Below are 16,922 nucleotides of genomic sequence, written 5' to 3' on the forward strand. Positions count from 1 at the left end.
CATTCTGCGCCGCAAAGGAAGGCCCGGACAACCGTAGGCTGCACTCAGGGCGGCCTGGACAGCCCCGTTTCAGACAGCGCGCGGCTGTCGGTGACGTCGAACCACGCCTGGTTGGCGGTCGTCGAATCGGCCCCGACGAACACCGTGAAGCGACCGGCTTCTACCACCGGCAGCCAGTGTTCGTCCAGCAAGGCAAAGTCCTGCGCGTCCAGGGTAAAACTCACGCTCCGCGTTTCACCGGCCTCCAGGTGGACCTTGCGAAAGCCGCGCAACTGGCGGACCGTGCGGGTCACGCTGGCGACGTCATCGCGTAGGTATAGCTGCACGATTTCATCGCCCGCGCGCTGGCCGGTATTGGTGACGCTGACTTGCACCGTCAGGGTGTCGGTGGAGGCAATCCGGTCAGCGCTGAGCCGAGGCGTGGAGTAGCTGAACGTGGTGTAGCTCAGGCCGAAGCCGAAGGGATACAGCGGTGACCACGGCGTGTCAATGTAGGCACTGACCCAACTCTCCCCTTCGCGAGGGGGGCGGCCGGTATTTTTGTGTGCGTAATAAAGAGGGATTTGCCCGACGCTACGGGCAAAGGTAATCGGCAATTTACCGCTGGGGCTGACATCGCCGAACAGGATGTCGGCCACGGCACTGCCCATTTCCGTGCCCAGAAACCAGGTCTCAAGTAAAGCGGGCGCCCGTTGAACGTTCTCAGAGAGCACCAGCGGGCGGCCATTCATCAGAACAATGATCACCGGCTGACCGGCGTCCAGAAGCGCGCGCAATACAACGTCCTGATTGCCCGGCAAGCCAAGGTCGGCGCGGCTGTGCGCTTCCCCGCTCTGGTCAGCGCTCTCCCCCAGCACGGCGATCACGACCTGGGCTTTCTGCGCAGCCTGTCGGATGGCCGGAAGGTTTTGAACCTTTTGACTGAGCGGGGAGGCGTCGGGCAGGTAAACGACCTCGGTGTTCGGTGCAACGGCGTTGCGTATCCCCTGCAGGATGGTGATCGAATCTTCGGCACGCCCTTGTGCGGACCATGGGCCGATCGTGGCCTGGGCATCCGTGGCGAGGCTGCCGACCACCAGCAGGTTGCGCAGGTGCTTGGGCAACGGCAGGAGCGCGTCGGTGTTTTTCAACAGCACGATGGATTGCTGCGCCGCTTCTCGGGCCAGGGCACGGTGCTGCGGCGTGAGGACGCTGGCCCGCTGCCGTGCCTCATCGCTGTAGCGGTAGGGGTCGGCAAACAGGCCCAGACGCTGCTTGGCCTTGAGGACGCGGCGCACCGCGTCATCCACGGCAGCCACGGGCACCAGGCCATTGCGCACCAGTGAGGGTAAAAATTCTCGGTAGGCGTGGCTGACCATTTCGATATCTATCCCAGCGTTGAACGCCAGACGGGCCGCGTCGCCGGGCACATCGGCAATCCCATGCTGGCTCAGTTCCCAGACGGCATTGGCGTCACTGATAGTGAGCCCGGTAAACCGCCACTGATTGCGAAGCACACCGCTCAATAGCGCCGTATTGCTGTGCAGCGGAACGCCGGCCAGTTCGTTGAACGATGGCATGATCGCGTCGACACCCGCCGCCACGGCTGCCTGGAACGGGGGGAAGTAGACCTCGCGCAAGGTGCGCTCTGAAACGTCGGCCACGTTATAGTCGCGTCCGCCTTCTGCCGCGCCGTAGGCCACGAAGTGTTTCGCGGTCGCCAGCATAAAAGAGCGGTCCGGCGGCCCTGCGCCATGAAATCCACGGACCTTGGCCGCCGCCAGCGCGGCACCGAGGAACGGGTCTTCGCCGGCGCCTTCCACTACCCGACCCCAGCGTGGGTCACGGGCAATGTCGACCATTGGCGCATACGTCCAATGCACGCCGCTGGCCGTGGCTTCGACGGCGGCCGCGCGGGCGGTGCGGTAGGCCAGGTCCGCGTCCCAGGCCGCGGCTTCGGCCAGCGGTACCGGAAATATCGTGCGATAACCGTGGATTACGTCAAAGGCAAACAGCAGCGGGATATGCAGGCGCGATTGGTTGACCGCCTGTTCCTGCAACCGCCGGGTCTGCTCGACGCCATAGGCGCCAAGCACCGAACCGACGGTGTTGATGGACGCCGGGGACAGTTCACCGTAGTCAATGACCGGACCGGTCGGCGTGGTCTGGATGCCGAGCTGGCTGAGCTGGTCGATCTTCTCTTGCAGCGTCATCTGCCGCAGCAGGTCTTCCACCGTGTCCTGCTCGATGGCCTGCACGGCACCGCCGGTCATGCTCAATGTCAGGTAGATCAGTGCCAGTTGACGGTAAAACTTCATGTCGGTGGGCCGTTGTCGACCGGCCAAGGGGTACCGATGGCCGTCGATTCCGAGCGGAAGGGGTGGTACTGATACAGCCAGGTTTCAGACAGAGGCTGGCCATCCAGGCGCAGAAACAGTCGCATTTCCACGGGGTCGTTACCGTCGACGGTCAGATCGAACTGAGCGCGCCAATGGCCGGCCACACCGTTCGGCACTGCTTCGGTAAAGACCAGGCTGAGTTCGCCTCTGGAACAGCTGATCACGGCCTCGGGTTTGACGCCGGGCGCGAGCTTTTCCAGGGGCGCGCCCTGGAATTCCACCACGAATTTTCGTGTGCCCGCCGGCCGCGTCCGGCCGGGTTGACCACCCTTGCCCAGGCGTGTGGCCAGGCAACGCGCCAGGGACGATGGGTAGGGCTCATCGGCCAGCCAGTGCAGGCGATAACGCAGGTCATACCGATTGCCCGCTTCCGCAGGCGCCGAGGGCACCCACATCGCTACGATGTTGTCGTGGATCTCGTCGTCGGTGCCGTTTTCCATCAGTTGCACGCTGCCTTCGCCCCAATCCCCCAACGGCTCGACCCACAGACTGGGGCGCCGCTGGTAATTCACGCCATCGAGGTAGTGGTCGAAGTTGCGATCGCGCTGCGACAGGCCAAAGCCCTTCGGCTGACGATCGCTGAATGCCGATACCATCGTGCGCGGAGGGTTGTTCAAAGGGCGCCAGATGCGTTCGCCGTTACCGGTCCACAGCGCCAGGCCGTCACTGTCGTGCACTTCGGGTCGCCAGTCGGCGGCCGTGCGCTTGGCAGCTTCGCCAAACCAGAACATCGACGTCACCGGGGCGATGCCCAATCGTCTGACGTTGTGACGCAGGAAAACCGTACAGTCCACGTCCATGATCACGCCGTGGGTACGGCTGATCACGAAACGGTATGCGCCACATAGGCTGGGTCCGTCGAGCCGTGCATAAAGGGTCATCGATTGGGCGTGTTCGTTCTTGGGTGGCTCGAACCAGATGTGGGTGAAGTCCGGGAATTCTTCCGCTTTACCGGCCTGGGCCACATCCAGGGCTATGGCACGTGCCGACAGACCGTATTGGTACAATTCGCCGATGGCGCGAAAGTACGATGCACCGAGAAACGCCACCCAATCGTTCCTTTCCCATGCCAGATTGGCCTGGTTGCCCAGGCGGCTCTCCTGGATACGAAAACCGGCGAACCCACTGTTACGCGGCAGATCGTGGGCCGGGCTGTCGGCCGGCATGTCAAAGTGCGCCGGGTCGTACACAATCTCGCGTGCCACGGTGTTGTCCAGGACATACATTCTGACGGGGGTGCGAAAGAATGAGCCTAGATGGAAAAACGTTACCGGAAACGGCCCCGGCCCTTTGGCGAACAATGCCTGCTCAGGTTTGAAGTGGATCTGGCCGTGGGCGCTGTAGTCCAGCTTGGCCAGCAGCGCGGCGGAGGCATGATTGGGGTAAACATAGGGTTTCAAGGCATCGGCCTGCGCCTGTTCGATCAGGTGTTCGAAAGAAAAGGCGCTGGCTTGCTCGGCATCGTCGGCAGCCAGGGCTCCTCGGCTCAGGGGCGTGAGGAGGGCGATCATTGAAGCGTACGTCAGAAACTCGCGGCGCGTAGACATGGTGGCCTTTGCTCGAAGAAAGTAACCAGGCACCACGATCGGTACTACGCGGTCAGGCAACCCTGTGGCTTGCCTGGAGTTTTGAGCGGAAGGAACGGTAGCGTCTACTGTCAGAAATAACAGGTCGGCAGGTATTTCCGATAATCGGCAGTGCCCGGTTTTGCGGCGCGGCTGATGCCGGTTTGCATGCCCGGGCGGTGTGCAGCCCTACGCCGCCGTCTGCCGAATCGGCAACACCACGCGAAAGGTCGTACCTTTGCCCGGTTCGCTGCTCACGGAAATATCACCGTGATGCTTCTTGATAATGCCGTACGACAGCGACAGCCCCAGCCCCGTGCCTTCCCCCACCGGTTTGGTGGTAAAGAACGGATCGAAGATTTTCTGCACGGTTTCGGGCGCAATGCCGCAGCCGTTGTCGGCGACTTCCAGCCACACGTTATCGCCCTCCACGCCGTTGCTGATGGTGATGGTGCCGCGCTCCGGGCCCATGGCCTGGGCGGCGTTGATAACCAGGTTCATCACCACCTGGTTAAGCTGCGAAGCCAGGCATTCGATTTCCGGCAGCGCGCCGTATTGCTTGATCACGTCGGCCTTGTACTTGAGTTCACTGGCGACGATGTTCAGCGTGGAGTCGATGCCCTGTTGCAGGTTGGCCCACTGCCAGGTCTGGTCATTGTCCACCCGCGAGAAGTTTTTCAGGTCCTTGACGATCTGCACCACTCGCCCGATGCCTTCCTTGGACTCTCTGATCAGGATGGGAATGTCTTCCTTGAGAAAATCCAGCTCCAGCTCGTCGCGCAGGGCTTTGAGCGGGTCGCGCTGCTCGGCCGACGTGAGGCTGTCTTCGACCTGTCGGTAGGCATCGAGCATCTGTTGCAGCTGGTTGAAGTAACTGTCGAGGGTGCTCAGGTTGGAGGAGATGAACCCCACCGGGTTGTTGATTTCATGGGCGACGCCGGCCGCCAGTTGGCCCAGGGACGCGAGTTTTTCCGACTGCACCAGTTGGCTCTCCAACTGCTTGCGCTCGTCGATTTCCAGTTGCAACGCCTCGCTGGCCTGGGTCAGCGCCACGGTGCGCTGCGCCACCAGTTGTTCCAGGTGGCTGGTTTTCAAGGAGGCGCGCCGGGCCATGTCCCACTTGCTGGACAGGGTATTGGCCATTTGCTGCACTTCGATGTTGTCGAAGGGTTTTTTCAGGATCAGCAAGCGATCATGGCCCTTCAGGCGGTACAGCAGGTCATCCCAGGAATAATCCGAATACGCCGTGCACACCACCACTTGCAGGCCGGGGTCGACTTTCCATAACTCTTCGATGGTCCTGGCACCATCCCAGCCCTGGGGCATGCGCATGTCGACGAACGCCAGGGCGTAGGGGCGTCTTTCCGCCATGGCGACGGTGAGCAGTTGCAGGCCTTCTTCGCCGCCGTACGCCGAATGCAATTCGAAGGCCTGGACCTCGGTTTTGCTGGTGTCGCCGAACAGCGCCGACTCCAGGTCGTCGAGAACCTGGTTGTTCTCGACGGTTGGCATGAGGATCTTGCGGAAATCGTCGTGAATCGACGGCGTGTCATCGATCAACAGGATGCGCCGATTGGGAGGCTGGTTCATGCGGGGCTTCCGGCAGGGGTCATAGGGATCGTCAAGGTAAACACCGCACCCAGGCCAGGCCCGTCGCTGTGGGCGCTGAGCTGGCCATTCATTTCAACGGCGGCCAGCGCACAGCTGTGCAGGCCGAAGCCGTGGCCTTCCTTGCGGGTGGTAAAACCGTGGGTGAAGATCCGCGTCATGTTCTCGGCGGGGATGCCTTCGCCGTCGTCCTTCACGCTGATCTGCAAGATGTTGTCTTCCAGCGCCTGGACTCTCAGGGTTATCTGGCGTGGCCGGTCGCTGAGTTTGGACATGGCGTACTTGGCGTTGCTGATCAGGTTGACCATGATCAGCAGCAGGCGGTGTTTGTCGGCGAGGATTTCCGGTATTTGCGCGTATTCCTTCACCACCGTGACGTGATGGCGGCTCAGCGCACCGGCGTTCATGCGCAGCGCATCTTCCATCAAGGCGCTGATATGCACCGGCTCCAGCAGTGTGGAGGCGCCGGCATAGGATTGCTGGGTAGAGACGATGTCCTTGATGTGGTCCACGCTTTTGCTCAATTGCGCCAGTTCATCGGTCATGGCCTGCTGTTCCGAGGCGATGGCGTCCACCAGTTGGTTGAGGTAGCCGGGCAGCAGCTTGCCTTTCTCATCGTCGGTGAGGAACGTGCCCAGGTCCGCTTTATGCTCATTGATCAACTGCATCGCCTTGCCCAGGCCCAGCGCTTTGCTGCTGCGCAGTTTGCGCGTGACCAGATCGGCGGAGATGTTCACGCTGTTGAGCACGTTGCCCACGTTGTGCAGCACGTTGGTCGCGATTTCGGCCATGCCGGCCTGGCGTGCGCTGTCGAGCAATTCACTCTGCGCATCCTTGAGCTGCTGGGTGCGTCGCTCCACGCGCTGTTCCAGGGTTTCGTTGGCGGCCTGCAATTCGCGGTTGACCCGGTTGATCTCGGCGAAGCTGCGCAACAGGCGCACCGCCAGGTAAAGCAGCATCGCCACCAGCAGGGTCGAGAAGATCAGCAGGTAGCGGTGGTATTGGTGGTCGATGCGGTCAGCCGCCTGCTGATCCTGGTCGAGGTGGGTGGTCAGGTCGTCAAGACGTTCGGCCACGGGCACTTCGGCGATTCGCTCAAGCAGGTTGTTGACCACCGGCTGTTCGCGCAGGATCAGCGCAATGTGATTGCTCAGCAGATCCACCGGGCCCTGGAACTCGCTCGGCAGTTGTTCCTTGTTGGTGGCCAGTTTGCCCAGGCCCACCAGGATATCGGCGGCCCGATCGTCACTGGTGACCTGAGCGAATTCCAGGCTGCTGAGCAGCAGGTCGTAGGTGTCGGTGGCCACGCCTTGCAATTGCAACCGGCCTTCGTCGTCCAGGCGATTGAACTGGGCCTGGATGTCGTCTTCGGCGGTCGGCAGGAATGCCAGGGAGTTGCGCAGCACGGCGTTGTGGGATTTGAACTGGTCCACCAGCCGGGCTTTTTCCTGGACTGCGATCTGGTAGGCGGCTTGCGTGGCTTGCCAACCGCTCAGGTCGCTTGGGTTGTGGTAGGTGTCGCGGCGGTTCAGTTCGGCCCAGATCCGGGTCATTTCCGTGAGCGGTGTGACCAGAGGATCATAATTGTGGGTGATCGCGATCCTGGCCTTGAGCACTTCGCTGTCCCACTGCGCATTGAGTTGTTGCAGCTGGCGGATCAGGTCCCGCGACTGGGTGTAGCTGGCGGTCTGGTCGCGGGCGGCCTTCAGGTACAGAAACACCAGGGTCGAGGCCAGCAGCACGGTCACCAGACCAAGCACGAATTGGGTGAAGCGACGGCGCGACTGAGTCGTCATAGTGGCTTGCCCGCCCATTCACCGGTCAATGTCTTGAGAAACTGCACGATCAAGTCTTTGTCTTCCTGGTTCGGATTACGCCCCAACTGGTACTTGAACATCACGTCGACGGCTTCTTCCAGAGTCTTGGCCGAGGCATCGTGAAAATACGGCGCGGTCACCGCCACGTTGCGCAGGCTGGGCACCTTGAACACATGACGGTCATCTTCTTCCTGGGTCACCAGGTAGCGGCCCAGGTCGGCCTCAACCGGGTTGCCGCGGGCCTTGAAGTAGTCTCCCATCACGCCGAACTTCTGGAACATGTTGCCGCCGATATTGATGCCTTGGTGGCACGCGATGCAGCCGTAATCCTTGAAGCGCTGATAGCCGTACTTTTCCTGGAGGGTCAGGATCTCGGTGTTGCCCAGCAGGTATTGGTCAAAGCGTGAATTGGGCGTGAGCAGCGTGCGCTCATAGGTGGCCAGGGCGTTTTGCACATTGGCGGCGGTGACCCCGTCGGGGTAGGCCTGGCTGAAGGCGCGTTGGTAGAGCGGCAGGGCAGTGAGGTTCTGCACCACGGTGTTCCAGTCGCTGCCCATTTCCATGGGGCTGATGACCACCTGTTCGATCTGCGCTTGCAGGGTGTCCACCCGGCCGTTCCAGAACTGCTTGAAGTTCAGGCTGGCATTGAACACGGACGGGGTATTGACCTGCACCGGCTTGCCGTCGAACCCCAGGGAAAACGGCTTGTTATCGGCGCCTCCGGTTTCAAGCTGATGGCAACTGGCGCAGGACAGGGTGTTATTGACCGACAGGCGCGGTTCATTGAACAGCCGGCGGCCCAGTTCGACCTTGGCCGGGTCCAGCGCGGGCACCGGCGGCAGCGGTTTGAGCGCCTCGTCCAGCGGCGCGGCCGCCAGCGACTGAGTCAAGCCCGAGCACAACACCAGCATGACGCCGAAACGGTAACGTGAGACTTCGCTCAAGCGAGCACTCCTTGCAGGCACGGCCTATGGGTTGGGCATCAGTGTGGGACTGCCCACTTGCAGCAACTGGGCGAAATCCTTCGGCGGTACGGCCTTGCTGAACAGAAAGCCCTGGCCCTCTTCGCACGCCTGGCTTTTCAGGAACGCGAGCTGTTCGAGGGTTTCCACCCCTTCGGCGATGATGTTCAGCTCCAGGCTCTTGCCCATGCCGATGATAGCGCTGATCAGCTGCGCGTCCTGGCTATTTACGTTCAGCCCGCGCACGAACGACTGGTCGATTTTCAACACGTCGATGGGAAAGCGGCGCAGGTAGCTGAGGCTGGAGTAACCGGTGCCGAAATCGTCCAGCGCCAGGCGCACGCCCAGGGCCTTGATCTTGTGCAGGAGGTCCACGGTGTCATCGACGTTCTGCATCAGTACGCTTTCGGTGATCTCCAGCTCCAGTCGTGCCGGCGGCAGGCCGGTTTGCTTGAGGATCGCGGCCAGGTTGTCGACGAAATCACGCTGGCGGAAGTCGATGGCCGAGACATTCACCGACACGCACAACGGCGGCAGGCCCATGCCGCGCCACGCTTGTGCCTGTTCGCAGGCCTGGCGCAGCACCCATTGGGTCAACGGCACGATCAAACCGCTGTCCTCGGCCACTGGGATGAAATCGACCGGGCTGACCCAGCCCGAACGCGGCTGAAACCAGCGTATCAGCGCCTCTGCACCGACGATGCGCCCGGACTTGAGGTCCAGCTTGGGTTGGTAGTGCAGCACAAATTCATCGCGGTCCAGGGCCTGGCGAATCGCGCTCTCCAGGGTTTGCTGACGCTGGGCGCGCAGGTTCATGTCTTCGGTGTAAAAACTGAAGTCGTTCGCGCCGCGTTCCTTGCTGGTGTGCATGGCGGTTTCGGCGTGCTTGATCAATTCCACTGCGTTGCAGCTGTCGTTCGGGTAGAGGCTGATGCCCAGGCTGGCGGTGACGCTCAGGTCATGCCCGGCCACGTGGCGCGTTACGCTGATGGCCTTGAGCACCTTGTGCGCGATGTGCTGGGTCTGCTGCGGGTGCTGCACGTCGTGGAGCAGGATCACAAACTCATCGGAGCCGTAGCGGAATACTGAATCCGACGCGCGCACCGCTGCGACCAGGCTGTGGCTGACCTGTTGGAGCACCTCGTCGCCCACCGGGTAGCCCAGGGCGTTGTTGATACGTTTAAACCGGTCGAGTCCGATAAACATCACCGCCAGCTGTGTGTCGTGCCGCCGGCCAAGGGCAATGGCCTGGGTCAGGCGGTCGCCCAGCAGGGTGCTGTTGGGCAGCTCGGTGAGCGCGTCGTATTGCAGCAGGTGCGAGACTTTCAGCAGTTCCTGCACCCGTTCTTCGATGGTGCGTTCCAGGCTGATCACCTTGAGGGCCACGTCCTGGGCCAGTTGCCACTTCCATGTCAGGGCACTGGCCATCTGGCGGATCTCCAGGTGGTCGAAGGGTTTTTTCAGGATCAGCAATTGGTCGTTGTATTTCAGCCGTGCCTCGATGGCCTCGAAGGAGTAGTCCGAATACGCCGTGCACAGGGCGATCTGCAGGTTGGGGTCGACGTTCCACAGCTGTTCGATGGTTTGCAGGCCGTCCCAGCCGGGCGGCATGCGCATGTCGATAAATGCCAGAGCGTAGGGCGCATTGGCGGCCAGGGCCTGGTTCACCAGTGCCAGCGCTTCCTGGCCCTGGTAGGCGGAATCCAGTACGAAAGCCTGACGCACAGCGGCGGTGGTGCCGAACAGGGCCTCTTCGAGGCTGTCCAGGGATTGTTCGCTTTCTACGTCGGCACACAGGATCTTGCGAAAGTCCTCATGGATGGAAGCGGCGTCATCGACGATCAGGATGCGGCGGTTGGCGCGTGCCGAGCCTGCATCCGGTACTTCCAAAGGGCTCGATGACATAACGGTTCCTTCCCTGGTTTCACTTCTGAACGGGGCCGACTACTGTGACAGCATAGTCGAGCTCCCTTGAAATTGATGGCCAGTTGGCGTCAAATCAAGCCCGCGCCTCGGCGAGGGATCATGGCTCGGCACGACGGTTCAATGTAGCTCAATTCGGTTTAATTTGAAGGCGCAGCACGCATGGATGAACAACTGGCGACGAAACCCACGATTTTGCTGGTCGACGATGAAGAGTCGATCCTCAACAGCCTGCGCCGGCTGTTGCGCGGTCAACCGTTCGATGTGGTGCTGGCCGGCAGCGGTGCTCAGGCCCTGGAAATCATGGCCGCCCAACCCATCGACCTGGTAATGAGCGACGCCCGTATGCCGGGCATGGACGGCGCGCAGCTGCTGGCCGAAGTGCATCGCCTGTACCCGGGCACCAGCCGCATCCTGCTCACCGGTTACGCCGACCTGCCGACGATCGTCAAGGCGATCAACGAAGGGCAGATCCACCGCTACATCAGCAAGCCCTGGAACGACGAAGAATTGCAGCTGGTCTTGCGCCAGACCCTGGAGCACCAGCGCCTGGAGCGCCTGACCCAGGTGCAGAACGATCAGCTCAAGCAACTCAACGCCAACCTGGAAAAACGCGTGGCGGCGCGCACCAGCGAGCTGCAGCAGACCGCCGACATGCTCGACCTGGCCTACGACGAACTCAAGCGCAGTTACGTGACCGGTACGGAAGTGTTCTCGCTGCTGGCCAACCTGCGCTTGCCCAAGAATAAGCAAACCAACCGCGCGCTGATTGAACTGGTGCGGGTGTACTGCGCCGCCCAATTTATCGATGAAGCCAGCTCGCGCGACCTGGCGATGGCCGCTGCGCTGTACAACATCGGCAAGCTGAGTTGGAGCGACAGCATGCTGATAGAACCTTCGGACAAGCTGCACAGCACCGACCGCGAGCGCTATCGCAGCTATCCGACCCAAAGCGAATCGCTGCTGATGACCCTGGAGCCGATGAAAGATGCCGCGCGGATCATTCGTCATCACCAGGAGCGCTGGGATGGCAGCGGCTTTCCCGACCATCTCAAGGGCGATGCGATCCCCTTCGGTTCGCGTCTGCTGAAACTGGCGGTGGATTTTATCGAGCTGCAAAAGGGCCTGATCCTGGAGCGGCAGATGAATAGCGATGAAGCGCTGTTGTTCATCCGCAAATACGCCGGGCGCCTGTATGATCCTGAACTGGTCGAGGGCTTTGTGCAGGCCTGCGCCACCTTCCTGAGTGACGTGACCCTGGGCGACCCGACCGTCAAGGTGCTGACCACCCGCGAACTGCAGGACGGTATGATCCTGGCGCGCAACCTCAACGCCGACAACGGCATGTTGCTGCTCAACGCCGGCAAGGTGCTGAACCTGCCGCTGGTGGACAAGCTGATTGCGTTCGAGGCGATGGAGGGTGCCAAGTACAGCGTCTTTATCAAGGAACCGGACGAGGCGTAAGCCTTGTGCGGTGATTTTTACTGATTTGAATTCAAGGCTTTTTATCGTATGTCCACCACTATCCGCATCGCTGCCGCGCTCCTGATCGGCGACGACGGCCAGACCCTGCTGGTGCGCAAGCGCGGCACCCAGGCTTTCATGCAACCCGGCGGCAAGATCGACGCCGGCGAGCAACCTGCCGAGGCCCTGGCCCGTGAGCTGTTCGAGGAATTGAACCTGCGCATCAACCCCGACGCCGCCGTCTACCTGGGCCATTTCTCGGCGCCGGCGGCCAACGAGCCGGGTTTTACCGTGCAAGCCGAGCTGTTTCAGGTCAACATCGATGTGGCGGTGACGCCCGCCGCCGAAATCGAAGAAGTGCGCTGGATCGACCCGGCCGGCGACGGCGGCCTGGTCCTGGCGCCGCTGACGCGTGACCTGATCCTGCCGTTCTATCGCTCGTCCCTGACGGCCTGTGTCGGCTGACTCGCCCCTCAGCGCACCGCACTCACGCCGTCCAACGTAGAAAACGACGTGTCCTTGGCCGTCAGCAGGAAGTCGCGCATATACGGCGCATCCAGCATGTCGGCGCGGATGCCGGCGTACAGCGTTGCGAACAAACCCTTCTCACCCAGGCGCTTGGCCTTCACGTAGCCGCGCGAGCTGTATTCGTGCAGCGCCCAATGGGGCATGCCGCATACGCCACGGCCGCTGGCCACCAGCTGCATCATCATCACCGTCAGCTCCGAGGTGCGGAGCTGGGCCGGTTCCACATCGGCCGGCTCCAGGAAGCGCGTGAAAATATCCAGGCGGTCGCGTTCCACCGGGTAGGTGATCAGGGTTTCGCTGAGCAGATCTTGCGGCACGATGTAGGACTTGTTCGCCAGCGCATGCTGGTTGGCCACGGCCAGCATCGCCTCGTAGGTGAACAACGGCACATAGGTGATGCCCGGCAGTTCCAGCGGGTCGGAAGTCACCACCAGGTCCAGGTCGCCACGGGCCAGGGCCGGCAGCGGTGCGAAGGCAAAGCCCGAGGCCAGGTCCAGCTCGACTTCCGGCCAGGCGTCGCGGAACTGGTCGATGGTCGGCATCAGCCACTGGAAGCAACTGTGGCATTCGATCGCCATGTGCAACCGCCCGGCGGTGCCGCCGGCCAGGCGCGCGATATCGCGCTCGGCGCCGCGCAGCAAGGGCAGGGTGGCATCGGCCAATTGCAACAGGCGCAGGCCGGCGCTGGTGAAGCGCAGCGGCTTGGTCTTGCGCACGAACAGCGGCATGCCCAGGCGTTCCTCCAGCTCCTTGAACTGATGGGACAGCGCCGATTGCGTCAGGTGCAGGCGCTCGGCGGCTTCCACCAGGCTGTCGGCTTCGCGCAAGGCGTGCAGGGTCTTGAGGTGACGGATCTCGAGCACGGGCTCTCCATGAAGATAATTTGTGACGGCGTACAATGGCGTGAGTTTGGCTCATGTTGCAGAACCTGTCGACCATGACCATCGGGCACTCTTCATCAAACTGTCATCGAACTGTGGCAGCGCGCTTGAACAAACTTCATCAGACTCGCGCTCTACTGGGGTTCTGCGTTTTGGTGTTTTTCATGCGTGTGTTGCTGTTACTGGCCGCCTTCCTGTTCGGCCTGCCGTCTTTTGCGGCCTCTCGTTGCGATATCAATGTCCCGACCCAAACGGTCGACCTGGATCAGGTGAGCCTCGCCTACCAGAGCATCGGTCGCGCGTCCGACCCGGCCTTGCTGCTGGTGATGGGCCTGGGCGGGCAGTTGATCCACTGGCCGGATGAAGTGGTGGTCGCCCTGTGTCAGCAGGGCTTTCGGGTGATCCGCTACGACAACCGCGACGTCGGGCTGTCCACCTGGCGCCAGACCCCGGCCAGCGCCAATCTGACCTTTGAAGTATTGCGCTACAAGCTCGGCCTGCCGGTGGCGGCGCCCTACACCCTGACCGATATGGCCGATGACGCCCTGGGCCTGATGGATGCTTTGCAGATCCAGCAATTTCATGTGTTGGGCGCAAGCATGGGCGGCATGATCGCCCAGCACCTGGCTGCCATGGCGCCGCAGCGGGTCGAGAGCCTGACCCTGGTCATGACCAGCTCCGGCGCCGAAGGGCTGCCGGCGCCGAACGCGGCGTTGGTGCAGTTGTTGTCGCGGCGCAGTGCGCCCAACCGCGAAGTGGCCCTGGAGCAGCAGGCCGACCTGCTCGCGGCGCTGGGCAGCCCGAACATCAAGGACGACCGCCAGGCCCTGCTGCACCAGGCGGCGCTGTCCTACGATCGTGCGTTCAACCCCGAAGGCGTGAAGCGCCAGATCATGGCGATTCTCGCCGAACCCAGCCGCGTGCCGTTGCTCAACCAGCTGCGCGTGCCGACGCTGGTGGTCCACGGCACCGCCGACCCGTTGCTGCCGGTGATGCACGGCGTGCATCTGGCGGCGCATATCCAGGGCAGCCAGTTAAAGCTGATTCCGGGCATGGCCCACCGGTTCCAGGAAGCGTTCAAGGCGCCGCTGCTGATGGCGGTGCTGCCGTACCTGCAAGCCCATCGCGAGGATGCCGCGCACTGGGCACGCATCGAGCCGGTGGCACCTTCGAAGGTGCTGTGACATTGGTGTATGGTGCAACCTTTGTGGCGCATATGGCCTGCGAGGTTGCCTAGCATGAGTACCCCCCTGAAAATCGATTTCGTCAGCGATGTGTCCTGCCCCTGGTGCATCATCGGCCTGCGCGGCCTGACCGACGCTCTGGACCAACTGGGCGCCGAGGTACAGGCCGAGATCCACTTCCAGCCGTTCGAACTCAACCCGAACATGCCGGCCGAGGGGCAGAACATCGTCGAACATATCACCGAAAAATACGGCTCCAGCGCCGAAGAGTCCCAGGCCAACCGCGCGCGCATCCGCGATTTGGGCGCGGCGCTGGGCTTTGCCTTTCGCACCGATGGCCAGAGCCGCATCTACAACACCTTCGATGCGCATCGCCTGCTGCATTGGGCCGGCCTTGAAGGCTTGCAGTACAACCTCAAGGAAGCGTTGTTCAACGCTTACTTCACCGACCAGCAGAACCCCTCCGACCACGCCACCCTGGCGATCATCGCCGAAAGCGTCGGCCTGGATATCCAGCGCGCGGCCGCGATTCTCGCCAGCGACGAATACGCCGCCGACGTGCGCGAGCAGGAGCAGCTGTGGATTTCCCGTGGCGTGAGTTCGGTGCCGACCATCGTGTTCAACGACCAGTACGCCGTGAGCGGTGGCCAGCCGGCCGAAGCGTTTGTGGGGGCGATTCGCCAGATCATCAACGAGGCCAAAAACTAGAACCCATATCCAAAGGTGGGAGGGGCGCTGCGACGATTCGATGGCTGAGTGTCAGTCAGCGCCTGTAGCGCCCCAACCACCTAGCGAGGGCAAGCCCTCTCCCCCAGGGTTTGGCAGTGTGCTTGGGGTAGGTGCTGGCCCGCGCCTTGCATTGACCCCCTAAAGCCTTAGGGGAACACTGCCGTGAATATTCTCGATCTAGACCACAGCCTCACCGCGCAGGCGCCGATTGCCCGGCGGTTGGCCAGCGGGCAGGCGACGCGTATCGATCTGTTGGACCTGGGCCCGAAGCTGCGCCTCTGGTCTACCGAAAAGACCTGGAAACGCTTCGTCGAACGCCTGGCCCGGCGGCCGCGGCCCACGGACGCGCGGCCGGAGATCCTGTTTGTCGGCTCCGGCGATTACCACCACCTCACGCCGGCGTTCCTGGCCGACTTGAAAGAGCCGGTCAGCCTGATCCACTTTGACAATCACCCCGACTGGGTGCGCCTGGCGCCCAAGCGCCACTGTGGGTCATGGGTCAACCGCGCGTTGAAGATGCCGGCGATCAAACGCATTGTCACCCTCGGCCCGTGCAGCGATGACCTGCATAACCCGCAACTGCGCGGCGGCAACCTCGCTGCGCTCAAGCGCGGGCAGTTGCAGCTGTTTCCCTGGCAGCATGCGCCGTCGAAAGTATGGGGGCGGATCGGCGATGGCGCCGGGCATCAGCAGCGCGAAGATCACTTGTATTGGCGCAACCTGGCCGAGCTGGATTGGACTGCATTTCTCGAACAGATGATCAGCAGCCTGCCCACCGACGCGGTCTGGATCACAGTGGATAAAGACGTGCTGGCCAGCGAAGACGCAGCCACCAACTGGGACCAGGGCGGCATGCGCCTGACCCACTTGCTGCAGGCCCTGCGCGCCTTGGCCGCACGCAAACGCATCATCGGCATCGACGTCTGCGGCGAGTTCGCCACGCCGGCGTTCAGCAACGCATTCAAGCGTTGGGAGGCCAAGTCCGACCAGCCTCCCGCCGAGCGCTGGAGCCCTGAGGATCTGCAGCGCAATGCCGCCACCAATGCGGCCCTGATCGACCTGTTCGAGGAATTGTTCCCGTGAGCCTGACCGTGGTGGTGCTGGTGGCGTTTTCCATCGTGCTCGATGTGATCGGCCAGCTGTGTTTCAAGATGGGCCTGGACCGTTTGCCCGAACTGGAGGGCGATTTTCGCCTGAATGCGTTCTGGGGCCAGGTGTTCAATGCGCCGCTGTTGTGGGCGGGAATCGGCGCCTATGTGATCGAGTTTTTCGTCTGGCTCGAAGCCTTGTCCCGTGCGCCGCTGAGCCTGCTGTTTCCGGCGGCGGCGCTGGCGTACTGCGGCGTGGTACTGGCGGGCAAACTGGTGCTGGGCGAAACCGTCAGCCGCCGGCGCTGGCTGGGCACGTTGGTGATCACGTTAGGGGTGATGTTGGTGGCGATTGGAGGAGGGCAGGCATGAGTACGCAAAACGTCAATGCCGGTTGGCTGCACGAACGCCTGGGCACGGTGGTGCTGTGGGCCTTGTTGATCTGCACCGAGAGTGCCGGCCAGCTGTTTACCAAGATCGCCGGCGATCAGTTGGGGCAGATGGATTTCAATTGGCAGTGGCTGGTGGAAGTCGCGCATAACCCCGGCATCCTGGCGGCGATTGCCTGCTACATCGGCGCGTTTTTCGTGTGGATGCTGATCCTGCGGCGCAGCAGTTTGTCACTGGCCTTTCCCCTGAGTTCACTGGTGTTCGTGGTGGTGCTGCTGGGGTCGTGGCTGGGTCTGGGGGAACATATCAGCCCGCTGCACTGGGTGGGGGTTGCAGTGATCATCGGTGGCATCGCCCTGCTGGCCGAAGGCGAAGAGAACTGATGGTCGAGGGGCTTGGCCCCCC

At 62.3% G+C, this 16,922-nt stretch carries 14 protein-coding genes; 7 read left to right on the top strand and 7 right to left on the bottom strand.

The genetic code is table 11. The features are described 5' to 3' along the window. Positions 1–44: 44 nt before the first annotated feature. The 6 genes from bglX to PSH94_RS05465 all read right to left on the bottom strand — a co-directional run bounded on the left by bglX (position 45) and on the right by PSH94_RS05465 (position 10,235). Positions 45–2,297, bottom strand: coding sequence for a beta-glucosidase BglX (gene bglX, locus PSH94_RS05440; protein ID WP_305436727.1), 2,253 nt, complete (start codon positions 2,295–2,297; stop codon positions 45–47). After that, complete coding sequence (locus PSH94_RS05445) at positions 2,294–3,889, bottom strand: glucan biosynthesis protein (RefSeq protein ID WP_370694746.1); 1,596 nt, start codon at positions 3,887–3,889, stop codon at positions 2,294–2,296. The genes bglX and PSH94_RS05445 overlap by 4 nt, the downstream gene beginning before the upstream one ends. A 243-nt stretch (positions 3,890–4,132) precedes the next feature. Further along, positions 4,133–5,533, bottom strand: a complete 1,401-nt coding sequence (locus PSH94_RS05450; protein ID WP_305436729.1) for an ATP-binding protein — start codon at positions 5,531–5,533, stop codon at positions 4,133–4,135. Next, positions 5,530–7,347 carry a DAHL domain-containing protein gene (locus PSH94_RS05455; protein WP_305436731.1) on the bottom strand — a complete coding sequence of 606 codons (1,818 nt, stop codon included), beginning with the start codon at positions 7,345–7,347 and terminating at the stop codon, positions 5,530–5,532. The genes PSH94_RS05450 and PSH94_RS05455 overlap by 4 nt, the downstream gene beginning before the upstream one ends. After that, positions 7,344–8,279, bottom strand: a complete 936-nt coding sequence (locus tag PSH94_RS05460; protein WP_370694765.1) for a cytochrome-c peroxidase — start codon at positions 8,277–8,279, stop codon at positions 7,344–7,346. The genes PSH94_RS05455 and PSH94_RS05460 overlap by 4 nt, the downstream gene beginning before the upstream one ends. Before the next feature lie 57 nt (positions 8,280–8,336). Then, entirely contained in the window at positions 8,337–10,235 is a 1,899-nt protein-coding gene (locus PSH94_RS05465; protein WP_305436734.1) for a bifunctional diguanylate cyclase/phosphodiesterase, read from the bottom strand. 180 nt (positions 10,236–10,415) lie between these two features. Between PSH94_RS05465 and PSH94_RS05470 the strand changes: the two genes are divergently transcribed. Continuing rightward, positions 10,416–11,717, top strand: coding sequence for an HD domain-containing phosphohydrolase (locus PSH94_RS05470; RefSeq protein ID WP_181080507.1), 1,302 nt, complete (start codon positions 10,416–10,418; stop codon positions 11,715–11,717). Between the two features lie 48 nt (positions 11,718–11,765). Beyond that, entirely contained in the window at positions 11,766–12,182 is a 417-nt protein-coding gene (locus tag PSH94_RS05475) for an NUDIX domain-containing protein (RefSeq protein ID WP_305436735.1), read from the top strand. Between the two features lie 8 nt (positions 12,183–12,190). Here the strand turns inward: PSH94_RS05475 and metR are convergent, their stop codons facing one another. Continuing rightward, positions 12,191–13,108 carry a transcriptional regulator MetR gene (metR, locus tag PSH94_RS05480; RefSeq protein WP_305436737.1) on the bottom strand — a complete coding sequence of 306 codons (918 nt, stop codon included), beginning with the start codon at positions 13,106–13,108 and terminating at the stop codon, positions 12,191–12,193. 182 nt (positions 13,109–13,290) lie between these two features. Between metR and PSH94_RS05485 the strand changes: the two genes are divergently transcribed. The 5 genes from PSH94_RS05485 to PSH94_RS05505 all read left to right on the top strand — a co-directional run bounded on the left by PSH94_RS05485 (position 13,291) and on the right by PSH94_RS05505 (position 16,900). Beyond that, positions 13,291–14,310 (top strand): alpha/beta fold hydrolase, encoded by a 1,020-nt coding sequence (locus PSH94_RS05485; protein ID WP_181080509.1) that lies wholly within the window; start codon positions 13,291–13,293, stop codon positions 14,308–14,310. A gap of 54 nt (positions 14,311–14,364) precedes the next feature. Next, positions 14,365–15,018 carry a DsbA family oxidoreductase gene (locus tag PSH94_RS05490; protein ID WP_305436739.1) on the top strand — a complete coding sequence of 218 codons (654 nt, stop codon included), beginning with the start codon at positions 14,365–14,367 and terminating at the stop codon, positions 15,016–15,018. Between the two features lie 183 nt (positions 15,019–15,201). Further along, complete coding sequence (locus PSH94_RS05495; RefSeq protein ID WP_181080511.1) at positions 15,202–16,122, top strand: arginase; 921 nt, start codon at positions 15,202–15,204, stop codon at positions 16,120–16,122. Continuing rightward, a complete protein-coding gene (locus tag PSH94_RS05500) occupies positions 16,119–16,499 on the top strand; it encodes an EamA family transporter (protein ID WP_181080512.1) in 381 nt (126 codons plus the stop codon). Before PSH94_RS05495 ends, PSH94_RS05500 begins: the two co-directional genes overlap by 4 nt. Next, on the top strand, positions 16,496–16,900 hold the full coding sequence (locus PSH94_RS05505) for an EamA family transporter (protein WP_181080513.1): 405 nt from the start codon (positions 16,496–16,498) through the stop codon (positions 16,898–16,900). The genes PSH94_RS05500 and PSH94_RS05505 overlap by 4 nt, the downstream gene beginning before the upstream one ends. Positions 16,901–16,922: the final 22 nt, after the last annotated feature.

This window comes from Pseudomonas sp. FP2254 (assembly GCF_030687695.1).
Classification (GTDB): Bacteria; Pseudomonadota; Gammaproteobacteria; order Pseudomonadales; family Pseudomonadaceae; genus Aquipseudomonas; species Aquipseudomonas quebecensis.

Excerpts from the sequence above, each read along its gene's own strand:
- bglX (WP_305436727.1), bottom strand. The coding sequence starts at position 2,297 with ATGAAGTTTTACCGTCAACTGGCACTGATCTACCTGACATTGAGCATG.
- PSH94_RS05470 (WP_181080507.1), top strand. The coding sequence starts at position 10,416 with ATGGATGAACAACTGGCGACGAAACCCACGATTTTGCTGGTCGACGAT.
- PSH94_RS05455 (WP_305436731.1), bottom strand. The coding sequence starts at position 7,347 with ATGACGACTCAGTCGCGCCGTCGCTTCACCCAATTCGTGCTTGGTCTG.
- PSH94_RS05485 (WP_181080509.1), top strand. The coding sequence starts at position 13,291 with ATGCGTGTGTTGCTGTTACTGGCCGCCTTCCTGTTCGGCCTGCCGTCT.
- PSH94_RS05490 (WP_305436739.1), top strand. The coding sequence starts at position 14,365 with ATGAGTACCCCCCTGAAAATCGATTTCGTCAGCGATGTGTCCTGCCCC.
- PSH94_RS05505 (WP_181080513.1), top strand. The coding sequence starts at position 16,496 with ATGAGTACGCAAAACGTCAATGCCGGTTGGCTGCACGAACGCCTGGGC.
- PSH94_RS05475 (WP_305436735.1), top strand. The coding sequence starts at position 11,766 with ATGTCCACCACTATCCGCATCGCTGCCGCGCTCCTGATCGGCGACGAC.
- PSH94_RS05445 (WP_370694746.1), bottom strand. The coding sequence starts at position 3,889 with ATGATCGCCCTCCTCACGCCCCTGAGCCGAGGAGCCCTGGCTGCCGAC.
- PSH94_RS05450 (WP_305436729.1), bottom strand. The coding sequence starts at position 5,533 with ATGAACCAGCCTCCCAATCGGCGCATCCTGTTGATCGATGACACGCCG.
- PSH94_RS05460 (WP_370694765.1), bottom strand. The coding sequence starts at position 8,279 with ATGCTGGTGTTGTGCTCGGGCTTGACTCAGTCGCTGGCGGCCGCGCCG.
- PSH94_RS05465 (WP_305436734.1), bottom strand. The coding sequence starts at position 10,235 with ATGTCATCGAGCCCTTTGGAAGTACCGGATGCAGGCTCGGCACGCGCC.